At 30.9% G+C, this 16,615-nt stretch carries 16 protein-coding genes; 14 read left to right on the top strand and 2 right to left on the bottom strand.

Annotation, left to right across the window (positions count from 1 at the left end; translation table 11 throughout):
• Positions 1-115 precede the first annotated feature (115 nt).
• Positions 116-622, bottom strand: coding sequence for a GNAT family N-acetyltransferase (locus tag MT340_RS10660; RefSeq protein WP_243589936.1), 507 nt, complete (start codon positions 620-622; stop codon positions 116-118).
• Positions 623-782: 160 nt separating this feature from the next.
• On the opposite strand from MT340_RS10660, the gene MT340_RS10655 reads away from it, so the two are divergent.
• The 7 genes from MT340_RS10655 (at position 783) to MT340_RS10625 (ending at position 8,105) form a co-directional block, all read left to right on the top strand.
• Positions 783-1,706 (top strand): NAD(P)H-binding protein, encoded by a 924-nt coding sequence (locus MT340_RS10655; protein WP_243589935.1) that lies wholly within the window; start codon positions 783-785, stop codon positions 1,704-1,706.
• Between the two features lie 14 nt (positions 1,707-1,720).
• Positions 1,721-2,395, top strand: coding sequence for a response regulator transcription factor GraR/ApsR (gene graR, locus MT340_RS10650; RefSeq protein ID WP_243589934.1), 675 nt, complete (start codon positions 1,721-1,723; stop codon positions 2,393-2,395).
• Entirely contained in the window at positions 2,388-3,428 is a 1,041-nt protein-coding gene (locus tag MT340_RS10645; RefSeq protein ID WP_243589933.1) for a sensor histidine kinase, read from the top strand. The genes graR and MT340_RS10645 overlap by 8 nt, the downstream gene beginning before the upstream one ends.
• A 125-nt stretch (positions 3,429-3,553) precedes the next feature.
• On the top strand, positions 3,554-4,315 hold the full coding sequence (locus tag MT340_RS10640; protein ID WP_243589932.1) for an ABC transporter ATP-binding protein: 762 nt from the start codon (positions 3,554-3,556) through the stop codon (positions 4,313-4,315).
• Entirely contained in the window at positions 4,305-6,194 is a 1,890-nt protein-coding gene (locus MT340_RS10635) for an ABC transporter permease (protein WP_243589931.1), read from the top strand. The genes MT340_RS10640 and MT340_RS10635 overlap by 11 nt, the downstream gene beginning before the upstream one ends.
• A 271-nt stretch (positions 6,195-6,465) precedes the next feature.
• Positions 6,466-7,083, top strand: coding sequence for a DUF47 domain-containing protein (locus tag MT340_RS10630; protein ID WP_243589930.1), 618 nt, complete (start codon positions 6,466-6,468; stop codon positions 7,081-7,083).
• Between the two features lie 14 nt (positions 7,084-7,097).
• The gene (locus MT340_RS10625) at positions 7,098-8,105 is read left to right on the top strand and encodes an inorganic phosphate transporter (protein ID WP_243589929.1); all 1,008 of its coding nucleotides are present in this window, start codon (positions 7,098-7,100) and stop codon (positions 8,103-8,105) included.
• 294 nt (positions 8,106-8,399) lie between these two features.
• Here the strand turns inward: MT340_RS10625 and MT340_RS10620 are convergent, their stop codons facing one another.
• Positions 8,400-9,236 carry a LysM peptidoglycan-binding domain-containing protein gene (locus MT340_RS10620; RefSeq protein ID WP_243589928.1) on the bottom strand — a complete coding sequence of 279 codons (837 nt, stop codon included), beginning with the start codon at positions 9,234-9,236 and terminating at the stop codon, positions 8,400-8,402.
• A gap of 438 nt (positions 9,237-9,674) precedes the next feature.
• Between MT340_RS10620 and MT340_RS10615 the strand changes: the two genes are divergently transcribed.
• The 7 genes from MT340_RS10615 (at position 9,675) to MT340_RS10585 (ending at position 16,606) form a co-directional block, all read left to right on the top strand.
• Positions 9,675-10,352: a Bax inhibitor-1/YccA family protein gene (locus MT340_RS10615; protein ID WP_243589927.1), complete on the top strand. Its 678-nt coding sequence runs from the start codon at positions 9,675-9,677 to the stop codon at positions 10,350-10,352.
• A gap of 320 nt (positions 10,353-10,672) precedes the next feature.
• Positions 10,673-12,832, top strand: a complete 2,160-nt coding sequence (locus MT340_RS10610; protein ID WP_243589926.1) for a helix-turn-helix transcriptional regulator — start codon at positions 10,673-10,675, stop codon at positions 12,830-12,832.
• 139 nt (positions 12,833-12,971) lie between these two features.
• Complete coding sequence (locus MT340_RS10605; RefSeq protein ID WP_243589925.1) at positions 12,972-13,331, top strand: transcriptional regulator, SarA/Rot family; 360 nt, start codon at positions 12,972-12,974, stop codon at positions 13,329-13,331.
• 162 nt (positions 13,332-13,493) lie between these two features.
• Complete coding sequence (locus MT340_RS10600) at positions 13,494-14,210, top strand: YebC/PmpR family DNA-binding transcriptional regulator (protein WP_243589924.1); 717 nt, start codon at positions 13,494-13,496, stop codon at positions 14,208-14,210.
• Positions 14,210-14,692 carry a cupin domain-containing protein gene (locus MT340_RS10595; protein WP_243589923.1) on the top strand — a complete coding sequence of 161 codons (483 nt, stop codon included), beginning with the start codon at positions 14,210-14,212 and terminating at the stop codon, positions 14,690-14,692. Before MT340_RS10600 ends, MT340_RS10595 begins: the two co-directional genes overlap by 1 nt.
• A 297-nt stretch (positions 14,693-14,989) precedes the next feature.
• Positions 14,990-15,610, top strand: a complete 621-nt coding sequence (locus MT340_RS10590) for a ribonuclease FAU-1 family protein (protein WP_243589922.1) — start codon at positions 14,990-14,992, stop codon at positions 15,608-15,610.
• A gap of 141 nt (positions 15,611-15,751) precedes the next feature.
• Positions 15,752-16,606, top strand: a complete 855-nt coding sequence (locus MT340_RS10585) for a LysR family transcriptional regulator (protein WP_243589921.1) — start codon at positions 15,752-15,754, stop codon at positions 16,604-16,606.
• Positions 16,607-16,615 lie beyond the last annotated feature (9 nt).

The following is a 16,615-nucleotide window of genomic DNA, read 5'->3' as shown; positions in this document are numbered from 1 at the left end:
CTACAAAACGTCCTGAGAATTCATTCTAATTCTCAGGACGTTTTGTATAAAATAAAATGATTACTAAAATCATTCACTATGACTATAACTATCATATAATATATACTGTAATTATTTAGAGAAGTAATTTTGCCATAACATATTTATTATAGTATTTACCATTAATATGTAATTTGTCTTTAAGTTCACCTTCAATATTAAAACCTGCACCTTTGAACAATTCAACAGCGCGTGAATTTTCAGGAACGATTGAAGCTTCGAGACGTTTAATGTCATGATTAATTGCCCAAGCCTCGACAGCATTGATAAGCGCTAAACCAACGCCATGTTTTTGATATAGTTGACTGACACCAATGGTTAGAACAGCTTCATGTTTTGTACGTTCTAACTCTTCAGTAGTTACTAAAGCGCAACCTACTAATTGATCATCTTGTTCGGCGACGTAAATTGTATTACGTGGAGAGGTAATGATACGTTCTAGGTAGTCGCTAACACTTGAAACGCTAGGTGTGAATTCGCCAGGATTATAAAGTGTATACTCTGATTCATCATAGATTTTGCTAAGAAGTTTTATAAAGTGCTCAACGTCTTTGATACTGATTTCGCGAATGATATGAGCCATTTGGCTTCCTCCCATTGTAATGCATTTAAAGAGAAGAGAACTTGAAATCTTTTAATTAAAAGATTTAGTTCTTCCTCTTATCTCAATGGTTATTATACCAATATTTTATATATATACATATAATAAAAAAATTTAAAAAATAAAAGGAGTAATTCTAAATATGAAACCGAATGTATTATTAGCTGGTGGTAGTGGATATATTGGTAAATATATTAGTAGTGCAATAGAGAATGATGTTAATTTATATGCATTGTCTAAATATCCAAATACGAAAAAAGAACACAATGATCGACTACAGTGGTTGCAACGTGATATTTATAACTATGAAGATGTAGTAGCAGCTATGGAAGGAATGGACATTGCAGTTTACTATTTAGATCCTACTAAAAACTCTGCTAAATTAACACAAGCAACGGCGCGAGATTTAAATATAATTGCTGCAGATAATTTTGCTCGTGCTGCAGCTAAACAAGGGGTTAATAAAATAGTATATGTAAGTGGTAGTCGTTTCGATAGTGAAACTGTACAACGTTTAGAAAATTATGGCGTACCTGTAGAAACAACTAATACACAAATTAAACGTCCTCATATCAATGTAGAATTACAAGTATCTAAATATGATGATGTGCGTACAGCATTAAGAATCATATTACCTAAAAAATGGACGTTATCTCACATAGTTGATTATTTCTTTACGTGGCTTAATGAGACAAGAGGCACATTTGTACATACGTATAAAAAAGATGACAATTACATTATTTATTCACGCAACAAGGCTAAGCCTATGTTAATTTTAAAAAAGATGGAAAACGAGGCTGGATTAATTACATTACATCTTGTGGGTGGGTCAATGGTTAAACCTAATTTTAAAAAACAAGGGAAATTAGAATTTCGTCAAATTAAAAGTACACGTCTCGTTATGGTCCATTTATACGATTATATCCCTAGATTATTCTGGCCAGTTTATTATTTTATTCAAGCGCCAATACAAGGTTTAATTATGAGAGGATTTGAAATTGATTGTCGTATTAGACATTTTAATGGACGCGTCCAATCTGGAGAAAAAATGAAATATACAAAATGATAAGGTGATAATTCATGCAAGTATTATTAGTAGAAGATGATCAAACGTTATTTCAAGAATTGAAGAAAGAATTAGAACACTGGGATTTCTTTGTAACAGGTATTAATGATTTTAGTGCAGTAATGGAAATTTATGAAGAAGCTAAGCCTGAAATTGTCATTATGGATGTACAATTACCGAAATATGATGGATTTTACTGGTGTCGTAAAATTCGACAAGTGTCGAATGTACCTATTTTATTTTTATCTTCTCGAGATAATCCAATGGATCAAGTCATGAGTATGGAACTTGGTGCTGACGATTATATGCAAAAGCCGTTCCATACCAATGTGTTGATTGCGAAATTACAAGCTATTTATCGTCGCGTCTATGAATTTGGTGCAGAAGAAAAACGTACATTAAATTGGCAAGATACATTAGTTGATTTATCTAAAGATAGCATTCAAAAAGGTGAGACTGTCATCTATCTGTCTAAAACAGAAATGATTATCCTAGAAATGCTTATTCAAAAGCAAAATCAAATTGTCACACGAGATACTTTAATTACGGCATTGTGGGATGATGAAGCTTTTGTTAGTGATAATACACTAACAGTTAATGTTAATCGCTTAAGAAAAAAATTAGCTGAAATTGAAATGGATACTCAAATCGAAACTAAAGTAGGAAAAGGTTATATGGCACATGAGTAATATAAAGTGGTTTTGGTTGTTTCTTAAAACACGAAATAATTGGATATTTTGGATTGTTTTTTTACATCTCATTTTATTAGGTATTGCTTATATTGATTATGATATTGCGATTCGTAGTGTGGCTTATATCGTGTTGTTAAACCTTGGTTTAACGTGTGTATTTCTTATTTTTACTTTTCTAAAAGAAGTGAAAATATATCAGCATTTGCACAATAATAAAGAAATAGAAGAAATTAAACATAAAGATTTAGCTGAAAACCCATTTCAACAAGAGATGGTGGACTATCTGTATAGAAAGTTGACTGACCAAAAAGAAAAAGTAGTGGAACAACAACTTCATATACAAACAACGGAACAGTCGTTGACTGAATTTGTACATGATATTAAAACTCCAGTGACAGCAATGAAATTATTGATAGAACAAGAAGAAGACGTGGAACATAAAAAAGCATTATTGTATGAATGGGCGCGTATCAATGAATTATTAGATAAGCAACTTTATTTAACTCGTCTTGAATCAAAAAATAAAGATATGTATTTTGAATTCGTTTCTTTAAAAAGACTTATAATTGATGAAATCCAATTAACGCGTCATATTAGTCAAGCTAAAGGTATCGGATATGACTTGAATTTCGATATTACCCCGAAAGTTTATACAGATGTAAAATGGTGTCGTATGATGATGCGCCAAATTTTGTCCAATTCATTAAAATATTCTCAAAATCAAGACATTATGATTCGTGCGTTTATGCGTGATGATTATGTAGCCCTTGAAATTAAAGATTTCGGTAGAGGGATTAGTCATAAGGATCTGCCACGTATATTTGAACGAGGATTTACTTCTACAGCAAATCGCAATGAAACAACATCTTCTGGTATAGGATTGTATTTAGTTGATAGTGTGAAACAACAGCTAGGAATAGATGTTCAAGTAACATCCGTAGTGGGTGAAGGAACTACATTTGTGTTAACTTTTCCAAAACAAAATGAAATAACAGAACGTATGAGTCAAGTGACAACACTGTCATATTAAATAGAAGATTTGTTATTTTATATTCATTTCTATTAACATGGTAGAGGATATAATAAAACTGACTAAACAGGTACGAAATCTTCTGTGACGTTGGATTATAGAAGAGAACGAGGTGAATCATTCAATTGACAATATTAGAGGCGAAACAAGTAACAAAAACGTATGGTGTGAAACAAACGGCGCAAGCAGTATTAAAAGGAATTGATTTATCAATCGAAGCAGGTGAATTCGTCTCGATTATGGGACCGTCTGGATCTGGAAAGACTACGTTATTAAATGTATTAAGTTCGATTGATTATTTGACTCATGGCTCAGTTATTTTAGGAGATCAACATCTGGAAAAATTATCGAATAAAGCACTATCTGAAATTAGAAAAAAAGATATAGGTTTTATCTTTCAAGAATATAACTTATTACACACCTTAACAGTTAAAGAAAATATTATGTTACCTTTATCGGTTCAAAAACTGAGTAAACAAGAAATGAATGAACGTTATCAACGTATTACAAAAAATCTTAATATTTTTGATATTAGTGATAAGTATCCATCAGAAATATCAGGTGGGCAACGACAACGTACTTCAGCGGCACGTGCTTTTATTACCCATCCTAAGATTATATTTGCGGATGAGCCAACCGGCGCTTTAGACTCGAAAAATACAAGAGATTTATTGCAACGTTTTCAAACAATTAATGAATTATATAATGCAACGATAGTCATGGTAACGCATGATCCTTTAGCGGCAAGTTTCTCTAATCGTGTAGTTATGTTGAAAGATGGTCAAGTTTTTACGCAACTATATCAAGGTGAAGATGATAAGCAAACGTTCCATAAAGAAATTTTACGCGCACAAAGTATTTTAGGTGGCATGGTCTATGAGTTTTAGTCATATTATATGGAAGAATTTTAGACAAAATGTGACGCATTTCGCCATTTATCTCTTCTCACTCATTCTTAGTATTGTGCTATTTTTTAGTTTTATTACTATTAAATATGTTCATCATTTACATATTCATCAATCAATATCTATGGTTCGACAAGGCTCTCAAATTGGAAGTTATTTTCTATTCATTATTATTGTCGTCTTTATTATGTACACTAATATGTTGTTTATTAAGCGACGAAGTTATGAATTTGGGTTATTGCAAACGATTGGATTAGATAAAAAGCGGATTATTTACATGTTAATGTTAGAACAAATATTTATTTTTTTACTTACCGCTTTTCTAGGCATTGGCATTGGCATTTTAGGATCTAAAATCCTATTAATGATTGTGTTGAAAATTTTAGGTATACATACTTCAGTTTCAATTATTTTTAGTTGGCAAGCGATTGGACAAACACTATTAATTTTAGTCATGGCTTATGTTTTAATCATCATCCAAGCTTGGATATATTTGAGTAAATATCCTATCCAACGATTAATGAAAGTCCCTAGTAGTAAAGAAGAAAGCCGTGTAAATATTACTGTGGGTGAAATTATATTAGGCATATTAGGAATCGTGTTAATAGTTGTAGGTTATTATTTATCTACACGTTTTTTTGAATTGATAGACAATATACTATTACCTTTTATTATTTTATTTCTTACAGTTATTGGCGCTTATTTCTTTTTTAGAAGTACAGTGTCTCTTATATTAAAGATGATTAAACGTTTTAAAGGTGGAAATGTTACTGTGAATGATGTTATTTTTACATCGTCACTTATGTTTCACATCCGGAAGAATGCATTTTCGTTAACAGTTATGGCAGTCATTTCTGCTATTACCGTATCCGTTTTATGTTTTGCGGCTCTTAGTCGGAGTTCTTTAAATAATGAAGTACTTTTAGAATCACCCCATGAAGTGACATTAAAAAATGCAAAAGTAGCAAAGAACCTTGGAATTGAATTAGAACGCCATAATATTGCTTATAATTATGACTTTAAAGAAGTCGTTTATTCACAATTATATAAAGATCATTTGTTTGATGTGAGCCCTGGGAAACCCTATGCCGTAACTGTTACAAGTGACAAATATTTTTCTAATATTTCTTTAGGAAAAGGACAAGCCACTCTACTTATACCTAAAGGTGTAGTACATGGGTTGATGCAACATAGAGCGCATGGAACAGCAATTATAGGTACAAAGAAAAACCAAGTTAAAATTAAATTGAATAATGTAGTGAAAAAGATTTACTTTGAAGAAGATATAGATTTAGGCGGACCTACGTTAGTTCTTAACCATGAAGATTATGATTATCTAAAGGCACATACAAAAAGTAAGCATATTGTGTCGCAATATGGTTTCGATTTAAAACATAATAAAGATCTTCCTAAACTAGAACAAATAGTGAGTGATTTGAATAAAGATGTTCAAACACGAAGTCAAGTTGTGAGTGAAATCTCAAGCCTGACTGGTATTTTATTATTTGTCACATCTTTTTTAGGGATTACTTTCTTAATAGCAACAGGGTGCATTATTTACATTAAACAAATTGATGAAACTGAAGATGACTTAGAAAATTATTCAGTGTTACGTAAATTAGGTTTTACACAAAAAGATATGGCTAAAGGTTTAAAGTTAAAAGTAGCATTTAACTTTGGATTACCACTAATCATAGCTTTATTACATGCATACTTTGCTGCCTTAGTGTTTATGAAACTTATCGGTTTTGGTAATCAAAGACCTATTTTTGTAGTGATGATTATTTATACTGTAATTTATAGTATTTTTGCGATTATCGCATATAACCATTCCAAACGAACAATTAATCATTCTATTTAGAAAAATTGAGCTAATATTTTCTATTTGTAAAGAATTTGTAAATGTAATTGTAGATATGTAAATTTTGTGATATTTTCAAGTAGGGACAAATTCAGTATTAGGGTCTTACATTAATAAAAAGTAAAACATTATATTTACATAAATTTTACAAATAGTCAGAAATAGGCATTTGAAAGTTTTTATTGTAAATGTATCTGTATATTTAATTGTCTTACAAAGAATAAAAATTAACGATGTGGTTGGAAACAATCGCTAAATTGGAGGCTTTATAATGTTTACTAAGAAAAAGGATAAGTTCATGGTTCAATTAGAAGAAATGGTATTTAACTTGGATCGTGCAGCAGTTGAATTCGGAAAAATGGATTTCAATACGCATTTAGATTTAAAAGCTTATTCTGACAATATCAAAACATATGAGTCACATGGTGACGAACTTATGCATCAAGTGATTACAGATTTAAATCAAACATTTATTACACCAATCGAACGTGAAGATATCTTATCTTTATGTAACGCTATCGATGATGTACTTGATGCTATGGAAGTAACAGCTGGTATGTTTGAAATGTATTCAATTGAATATACTGATGAATACATGGCTGAATTTGTAGAAAATATCCAAAAAGCAGTAGCAGAAATGAAATTAGCTGTTGGATTATTAGTTGATAAAAAATTATCTCATATGCGTATTCATTCTATTAATATTAAAGAATTTGAAACAAACTGTGACGGTATCTTAAGACAATCAATTAAACACATTTTCAATAGTGAAACAGATCCAATCACATTAATTAAAATAAAAGATATTTATGAAAGCATGGAAAAAATAGCAGATAAATGTCAAGGCGTAGCAAATAATTTTGAAACGATTATTATGAAAAATAGCTAAGGGAGTTTTAATTTATGGATTATGTACTACTAATTGTCACTATAGCTATCGTTGCATTTTCATTAATCTTTGACTTTATCAACGGTTTCCATGATACAGCCAATGCGATTGCTACAGCAGTATCTACACGTGCACTAACACCAAGAACTGCGATTTTATTAGCAGCGATTATGAACTTCGTCGGTGCCTTAACTTTCACTGGCGTAGCTGGTACAATTACTAAAGATATTGTAGATCCGTTCAAATTGCATCATGGTTTAATTGTAGTATTAGCAGCAATTTTGGCAGCAATTGTATGGAACTTAGTGACTTGGCTCTATGGCATTCCTAGTTCTTCATCACATGCATTAATCGGTTCAATAGCAGGTGCTGCTATTGCCGCTGAAGGATTTGGAGCACTTCATTATCAAGGTTTTACTAAAATCATTATCGTATTAATTGTTTCACCAATTATTGCGTTCTGTGTTGGTTTCATTATGTACACTTTAGTAAAAATAATATTTAAGAATGCAAATTTAACACGAGCAAATCGCAATTTCCGTTTCTTCCAAGTATTTACTGCGGCATTACAATCATTTTCTCATGGTACAAATGATGCGCAAAAATCAATGGGTATTATTACATTAGCTTTAATCGTAGCAGGTATTCAAGATGGCTCAAATGTTGAACCTGAACTTTGGGTTAAAATAGCCTGTGCGACTGCGATGGGTCTTGGTACTGCCATTGGTGGTTGGAAGATTATCAAAACAGTGGGTGGAAACATCATGAAAATTCGCCCAGCTAATGGTGCAGCTGCTGACTTATCATCAGCATTAACGATCTTTGTAGCTTCATCATTACACTTCCCATTATCAACAACACACGTTGTATCTTCATCAATCCTTGGTGTAGGGGCTTCTAACCGTGCAAAAGGAGTAAAATGGAATACAGCACAACGAATGATTATCACTTGGATCATTACATTACCAATTTCTGCTTTATTAGCAGCAATTATTTTCTGGATAATGAGTATATTCTTATAAAAATCGATTCGAAATAGCTATAATGTAAAATTAAAAATCCTAGTATACTAAGCCATCTAAACAGATGAAAGTATACTAGGATTTTTTGTTTGTCTATAAATTTAAAAATTGTGTTATTTGAGAGGAAAAGCTTAGTATTAAAGTATTTAGATCAATAGTTCTAATGATTAAAACCAAAGAACGACGTTGCAAGATCTTGGCTTGATCCAGCCTCTTCTAGTAAATAAAAAAAGTTTTAAATATAAACGTGCCCCTCCATAACATTTAATTATGAAAGGGCTTTTTAATATAAAATTAGTGAATATAATTATAACTTGAAACTGCTGATGCAGGAATAATACGTGTATTTGTATTATAAGGTCCATTTAAATAGTTCATCTCAGAAACAAGAATGCTTCCATCTGCATTCACGCGTTCTACGTAAGCCACATGACCATAGTAACCAACAGTAGTTTGCATAATTGAACCAACTGTAGCCACATGGTTTACTGTATAACCTGCTTGTGCAGCGTTAGAAGCCCAATATTTTGCATCAGACCAATATGTACTAATAGGTAAACCAGCTTTTGCACGACGATCAAATACATACCATGTACATTGACCGGCTGTATATAAATTTTGATGACTATACTTAGGAGTAGTGTACTTTTTACTTCCATTGTTAGATGAAGAAGTTTTAGGAGCAATAGGAGTAGAAACTGTCTTATTGCCACTTGAAACTGTTTTACTACCACTAGGAATTTTTAACTGTTGATTTGGCTTAATTAAATATCCAGATAAATTATTTGCTTTCATTAAGGAATCTACTGAAACATTAAATTTATTAGCGATAAGATAAAGAGAATCACCTGATTTCACCGTATAAACTGATGATGAAGTAGGAGTAGTATTTGAACTTGGAGTAGAGGCATTTGAACCACCGATTGTAAGTACTTGTCCAGGAAAAATAATGTTATTAGAAATGTTATTATTTTTTTTAATACTATCTACTGAGATATTGTATTTTTGCGAGATGCTCCATAAAGATTCGCCAGATTGGACAGTATGTTGTGTCGATGCTTCAGCGTTATGATGAGAAAATAATGCGACGGCCCCAGATGTAACTGAAACTGCGAATGCTAACTTTTTCAAACTTGATATCCTCCTCGAGTCCTGTTATTTTTTTATAAATTAAATTTTGCTCTTAAATACTTATAAATTCATTCATATATCACGTACATATACTATCAAAAAATTTGACAAGTTTGGGCGTTGTTATTATCTTGTAATATTGTTAATATTTAACTGGTTTTTTGTAAAATCGTCTCACTCGTTGATACACATGAGCTCAAAGCTTATGAAATAATATATTAATTTTATAAAAGAAGAAAATTGTAACATTTCTTATGAATGAAACGCTTAATATTTACAAACAAAGAATATGTAAATGTGCAAGTTAGATTAATAGATAGATAATTTGACAGTTAATCTATAGATAACGAAAAAGATTAGAACTTTTAAATTCTAATTATTACAAGTTACAATTAACGGTGAGGTAGTAAATAAAATTTTAAAAGAGAGGTTAGAAATATGGCACAATCTTCAAATGCGTCTCAACAAGCTTCTTCGAAACATAAACAAAAACATCAAACTCATGATAATCAACGTTCGCATGCTTATTCTAAAGTTTGGATCTTTTTCGCATATTATTGGGTTATCTTTGGAATAGGTTGCTATTTTGGTCAATATTTACCAATGGAGTGGAGAAGACCATTATCTATTGCTTTATTTGTTATTGTGTTAGCAACTTTATTTATACAACGTGCACGTAAATATGGCTTAATCATTTCACATATTTATGCAATTATCGTCGGTTTATTATCTTATGCTACTTTTACAGCATATATGCAAAATTTAGGAACAGAAGTATTTTATAAGAATGTTTTACTAGCGATAGGAGCCTTTATCGTGTTTGGTATTTTAGGTTACTTTGTAATTAATGATGCTTCAAGTTTAGGGAAGTACTTATTTGTAGCTCTTATTGCACTCATTATTGGTGGTTTAATTGGGATGTTCATACATAATCCAATTTATCACACTGCTATCACAATTATTGGTTTAATTCTATTCTTGTTATATAACTTATACGACTTTAATAGATTGAAAAGAGGAAACTTTACGCCTCGAGAGATGGGCTTCAACCTCTTTATCAACTTATTAAATATTATTAAAGATGTGTTAAGCTTAGCAAATCGCTTTAAAAACTAAAATTTAGAAGATATAATATTTTATTATATGTTAGAGATGTTGACGGATTGTTTTCAATCATTTCAATTTTGTAGAGTAATCAATGAATACGACAAGTTACTTTATTTATTTGTAAGAATTGAAGGCAATTAACGTGACATCTTTTTTTGGCTTTTTGAATATCAATTTAATAAAAAATTAAACTTAATTTATAATTACATGCATTTTTGATTTAGTTTTAATGTTGTGGTAGATTTACATTCAAACAATAAATCAAGATAATTCGTAAAAATAAATCAATCAAAAGAGTAAAGCTATCATGAAAAGAAAGAGGTGAAGATATGTCCAGCGCCTATTTCCATTTATTAACAAAACGTGAATATAAGATGACGCGTTGCCAAGATGGAATTATTCTTCTTTTTCCAATAGAAGGTAAGTTAACAATAAAACATTTTACAAAGTTGATTACCATAGAAAATGAAATTTATATCATTAACAATTCAGATGTTTTTTCAATTAGAGAAAATGCTAAAACAATCATGATTTATATTTCAAGTGATTGGTTTAGAGAACAGGGATATAAGTTTTTCGATTATAAATATTCAACGAATTTAGTGAAATCGATGAACGCTATAAAACGTGCCATGTTACAAATTGCAGATAATTATATAAAAAATGCTCCAACATCAGAAGATACTCAGTCTATGGTAGATATCGTAAATGTGATGGGTAAGCAAGGGAGTATTGAAAAGAATATAGCGAATAATCAATATAACTTCTCTTATTATGGTGAATTGAGTGAAGTATTAGAGTATATCAATGAAAATATAACTGAAAAGCTAACTTTAAAAGGCATTTCTTCTCAATTGTTTACGTCGAAATCTAATCTATCTTCGCAGTTTAATCAAATGTTAAATATAGGCTTCAAAACATATGTCGACACTCTTAAAATAGCTAACTCTTTTGAATTATTATTAACCACTAATGACACCATTAGTTTAATTAGTGAAAAAGTTGGTTTTAGTAATGCTTCTAGCTACTCTAAAACATTTAAAAGTTATTTGGGTCTTACACCCAATGAATATCGTTCATGCAGTAAATATGAAAAATCAATTATGTTGGATTATGAAAATCAAATTGATGATAGTCTACATAATATTGAAAATATTATTAGATTAAAACAACAGTATTACAATCAAAAAATTGAACATAAAATATATGTTGATTCTAAAATTGATGTGAAAGTAAATCCTTATTATTTGGTGGTTCAAGTAAATAATATTGAAGAAATAAAACTACTATTTTTAGAAGATTTTGCAAAACCACTTTATCATAATGATTCTTCGTTAATGTTTTATCTGAGAGTAAATATGCGAGATGTTAAAGAAAAACTTACAGTTAGTGAGCGTCAACAACTTTTTGAATATATTATTAAAAATAATTTAAACGTCACTTTTAAGTTAGAAGATTTAGACTTAATTGATTTCTTAGAATCTAACTATGAAGATGTAATGAAGCATTTTATAACACATAATGTAGATATAAATAATAACCAACAGTTAGGATTAGTATTTGATTTAGAAGAGATTGATTTAAAGGCGATTTATCGTATTATTTTAAAAATTCAACACAAGACAAATCGATTTACATTTGGCCTAGAAATTAGCAAATTACTTAATGAACCTATACTTTTTAAAACATTAGAGTCGCAAATTAAAAGAATCAATTTTGAGTTTTTATACATTGATAATGCACAATTAAAAATGCCTTATTTACTTGAACAAAATAATCGATTACTAGTTAAAAATATTTTGCGCTTTCAGAATATAAGAGAAATTTTAAAACAAATTGATTTAGAAGAACAAAAAATTATATTTTTAAATTTTGAAAATCATAATTTTATCAATAATACTAATAATGATCTTAATAATAGTGCACCTCTTTTAGTAGAGACCATCCTTAAAACCGCTTGTTATTTTAACGGCATCGGTTTTAACTTTAAACAACATCCTCATTTATTTAATGCACTTCACTTATTTGATAAGGATGGATTCAAATCTATTCTTGGAACAATGATTAATCAAATTATCATGATGAGTAAACGTCCTAAATATATTAAAGATAATTATATTATCACTGAGGAAAAAGATTATTACACTGTTTTTGTATATGATTGGCGTGTTTCAGAAAGTGAATCACTCGATGTGAACTATGGTCGAACAGATATTTATATAGATTTTAATGAAGAGCAATTAAAACGAAAATATCTAGTTAAAATTCAAAAAATAGATGATTACCATGGAAATATTAATAATGTGATAGCACGTGATATTAGAGAAAAATATGATTGGTCAAATCCGTTTTTAAAAAGAATGGATCAATTGATGCATCCTGCATATAAAATTAGTGAACATAATTTTAAAAAAGAATCATTGAAAATAAAGTTAAATTACAATTCTTTATACATTATTAAAATTTTTAAAAACAAAAAGATAAAATAATAAAATATATCGCACAATAATATTTGAGTTTGTTGGTAAATTTAACAAAAATTTCAAAACAAATGAAAAGGACAGGCCTTCAAATTTAAAGGATAATATTAATTGAGTTGTCCGCTTATATTTGGAGGTGCAGAAAGCATTGAATAATGACAAATTGAATAAATTGCTAGAATTCTATAAACAATATAAAGCATTGTCAGAATATATAGATAAACAATATAAGTTGACATTAAATGATTTAGCTTTATTAAAATTAGCTCATGAATACACAAAGAAAGATCAAATCTTAATGCAATCATTCTTAAAAATTGCAATTGATGAGTTAGATTTAAGTAGAACTAAATTATTAGTTTCAATTCGCAGACTTATAGAAAAAGAAAGATTAAGTAAAGTACGTTCTACAGAAGATGAACGTAAGATTTTTATCTACATGGATAAAAAGAATATTGAAAAATTTAATGCTTTATTTGAAGATGTTGAAGAATTTTTAGATATTTAATTAAAGATATGAGAAATACTGACGGCCATGACGCTTTGTCAGTATTTTTTATTGTCAAAAAAGTAACGAAAAAGTTAATCGCGACATGATACGCCTACTTTAGACAACGTTAGAGTAATACTATATAATAAAGATTATTGAGTATGAAAGTGAGATGACATTATGGGACGTAAATGGAACAATATTAAAGAGAAAAAAGCCCAAAAAGATAAAAATACAAGTAGAATATATGCTAAATTCGGTAAAGAAATTTATGTAGCTGCAAAATCAGGTGAACCTGATCCAGAATCTAACCAAGCACTAAGATTAGTACTTGAAAGAGCTAAAACTTATTCTGTACCAAATCACATTATCGATAGAGCAATCGATAAAGCAAAAGGTGCTGGCGATGAGAACTACGATCACTTACGTTATGAAGGTTTCGGACCAAGTGGCTCAATGTTAATCGTTGACGCTTTAACAAATAACGTAAACCGTACTGCTTCAGATGTAAGAGCAGCATTCGGTAAAAACGGTGGAAACATGGGTGTATCAGGATCAGTAGCTTACATGTTCGACCATACTGCTACATTTGGTATTGAAGGCAAATCAGCAGACGATGTTCTTGAAGCGTTAATGGAACAAGACGTAGACGTAAGAGACGTTATAGAAGAAGGCGACTTAACGATTGTCTACGCTGAACCAGACCAATTTGCACAAGTACAAGACGCTTTACGTCAAACAGGCGTTGAAGATTTCAAGATTGCAGAATTTGAAATGTTACCACAAACAGATATTGAATTATCTGAAGATGATCAAGCAACATTTGAAAAATTAATCGACGCACTTGAAGATTTAGAAGACGTTCAAAACGTGTTCCATAACGTGGACTTAAAATAATGGATACCAATGCAGAATATTGGATAAACCATCTTAATCTTACACCACATCCAGAAGGTGGCTATTACAAAGAAACCATGCGAGAACGTATGAGTGATTCGGAAAGAGCGCCATATAGCAGTATTTATTTCCTACTGAACACAGGCGATATCTCACACTTCCATCGCATCGATGCTGATGAAGTATGGTATTATCACGCAGGCGCCCCTTTAACTATTCATATGATTACACCAGACGGCGATTATCAAACAGCACAATTAGGTCCGTTTTTGGAAAAGGGAAATGTGCTGCAACATCTCGTGCCAAAAGGTACCATCTTCGCCTCAAGTCTAACTGACACAGAAGGTTATAGCTTGGTAGGGTGTATGTGTCAGCCAGCATTTGAATTTAACCACTTCGAGTTATTCACTCAAGACGAGTTACATCATATGTACCCCGAACACAAAGAAATTATCCAGCGCTACGCTTTACCACACAAATAAGCTACACCGAGCACCCACCACTCATTTCATAAAATGAGTGGCAGGCGTCTCCGTGTAGCTTTCTTATGTTCAAAAGCTTATCTATATTTCCTTACACTCTATTTATAATTGTCCGACAACCCAAGAAAAATTTAGCAAACGGGAGTATTTTTATCAATTTCTCCTAAAATATAAATAGATGTAGTAAAATAAATATGAAAAATTTAATGATTATATGTGCGAATTACAAATACATACGACTTAAGATGACATCACTAGGTCAGTTTAATATAATAATGACAAGGAGTTGGTGGCTTTATGAAAATAAAATACATAGATAAACGTCACTGGCGTCGCCTTATAGAACGTGATTATATAGAGGTTAAGGTAAATAATAATAGATTTAAGGGTATTATTGGCTTGGTCACGATGCGAAAGGTTCGTGAACCTTTAGAGGTGACGGTAGTAGGCCAGAACATAGTTGTTGCTAAAGACAATTATCAATGGTTACAAATCTTGCCGGAGAAGAAACGTTATAGCATTACTGCAATGTTTGATGATAAAGGTCAACCGTTAGAATATTATTTTGATATTAATATTAAAAACATTACACAAAAAGGGAATGCCAGAACATTAGATTTATTTCTAGATGTTTTAGTTTTACCCTCTACAGGCGAATATGAACTCGTAGATGAAGATGATTTAATGTTGGCTTTAGAAAACGGACAAATTACTAAAAAACAATATCATGAAGCCTATATGATTGCGCATCAATTAATGATTGAAATCAGTGAGAACTTTTCAGAAGTTCATCAGCGTATTATGTATTGTTACAATAAGATGGTGAGTAAATTGAATAAACCAAACAAACCCAACCATCACAAGACGTATAAACATCATATTAAACAACATAAATCACATAAACCATATTCAAAATAGAATACATGGCGAGTATGTGGAGTTAATGTGAAGGTTTAAGAGTAATTCATATCTGTGGTTTAAATAATATAAAAGACTTCGCTATTAATTATCTTAACAGTCATAGCCATATTCGTGGATAAACAGAAGTAGGGGGAAGCTATGAAAATAGAAGATTACCGTTTATTAATTACATTGGATGAGACGAGAACGTTGCGCAAAGCTGCAGAAATTCTATATATTTCGCAACCAGCTGTGACACAGCGTTTAAAAGCCATTGAGCATTCATTTGGTGTAGATATATTTATTCGTACGAAAAAACAACTTATTACGACGACAGAGGGGGCAATGATTATCGAACATGCCCGGGACATGCTAAAACGCGAGAGATTGTTTTTTGATAAAATGCAAGCTCATATTGGCGAAGTTAACGGGACAATTTCGATTGGTTGTTCATCATTAATAGGACAAACTTTGTTGCCGGAAGTGCTTAGCTTATACAATTCACAATTTCCAAATGTAGAAATACAAGTCCAAGTCGGCTCAACTGAGCAGATTAAAGCGAATCATAGAGATTATCACGTCATGATTACACGTGGGAATAAAGTAATGAATTTGACAAATAGCCATCTCTTTGATGATGACCATTACTTTATTTATCCGAAAGAACGTCGTGATGATGTATCTAAACTACCATTTATAGAATTTCAAGCTGATCCAATTTATATTAGTCAGATTAAAGAGTGGTATAATGAAAACCTTGGTCAAGATTATCATGCTACTATTACAGTTGATCAAGTTGCGACATGCAAAGAAATGTTAGTAAGTGGTGTCGGTGTAACGATTTTACCTGAAATCATGATGAAAAATATCGATAAGAATTTATTTGAATTTGAAAAGGTTAACGTTGATTCACAACCACTTATTCGTTCAACTTATATGAGCTATGATAGTAGTATGTTACAGCTTCCACAAGTTGAATCATTTGTTACGCTCATGTTGAACTTTATTCGATAATAGTTTCGA

This window comes from Staphylococcus sp. NRL 16/872, from assembly GCF_022815905.2.
GTDB lineage: Bacteria > Bacillota > Bacilli > Staphylococcales > Staphylococcaceae > Staphylococcus.
The sequence above is the reverse complement of the archived record's forward strand: the minus strand, read 5'-3'. Positions and strand labels throughout refer to the sequence as shown.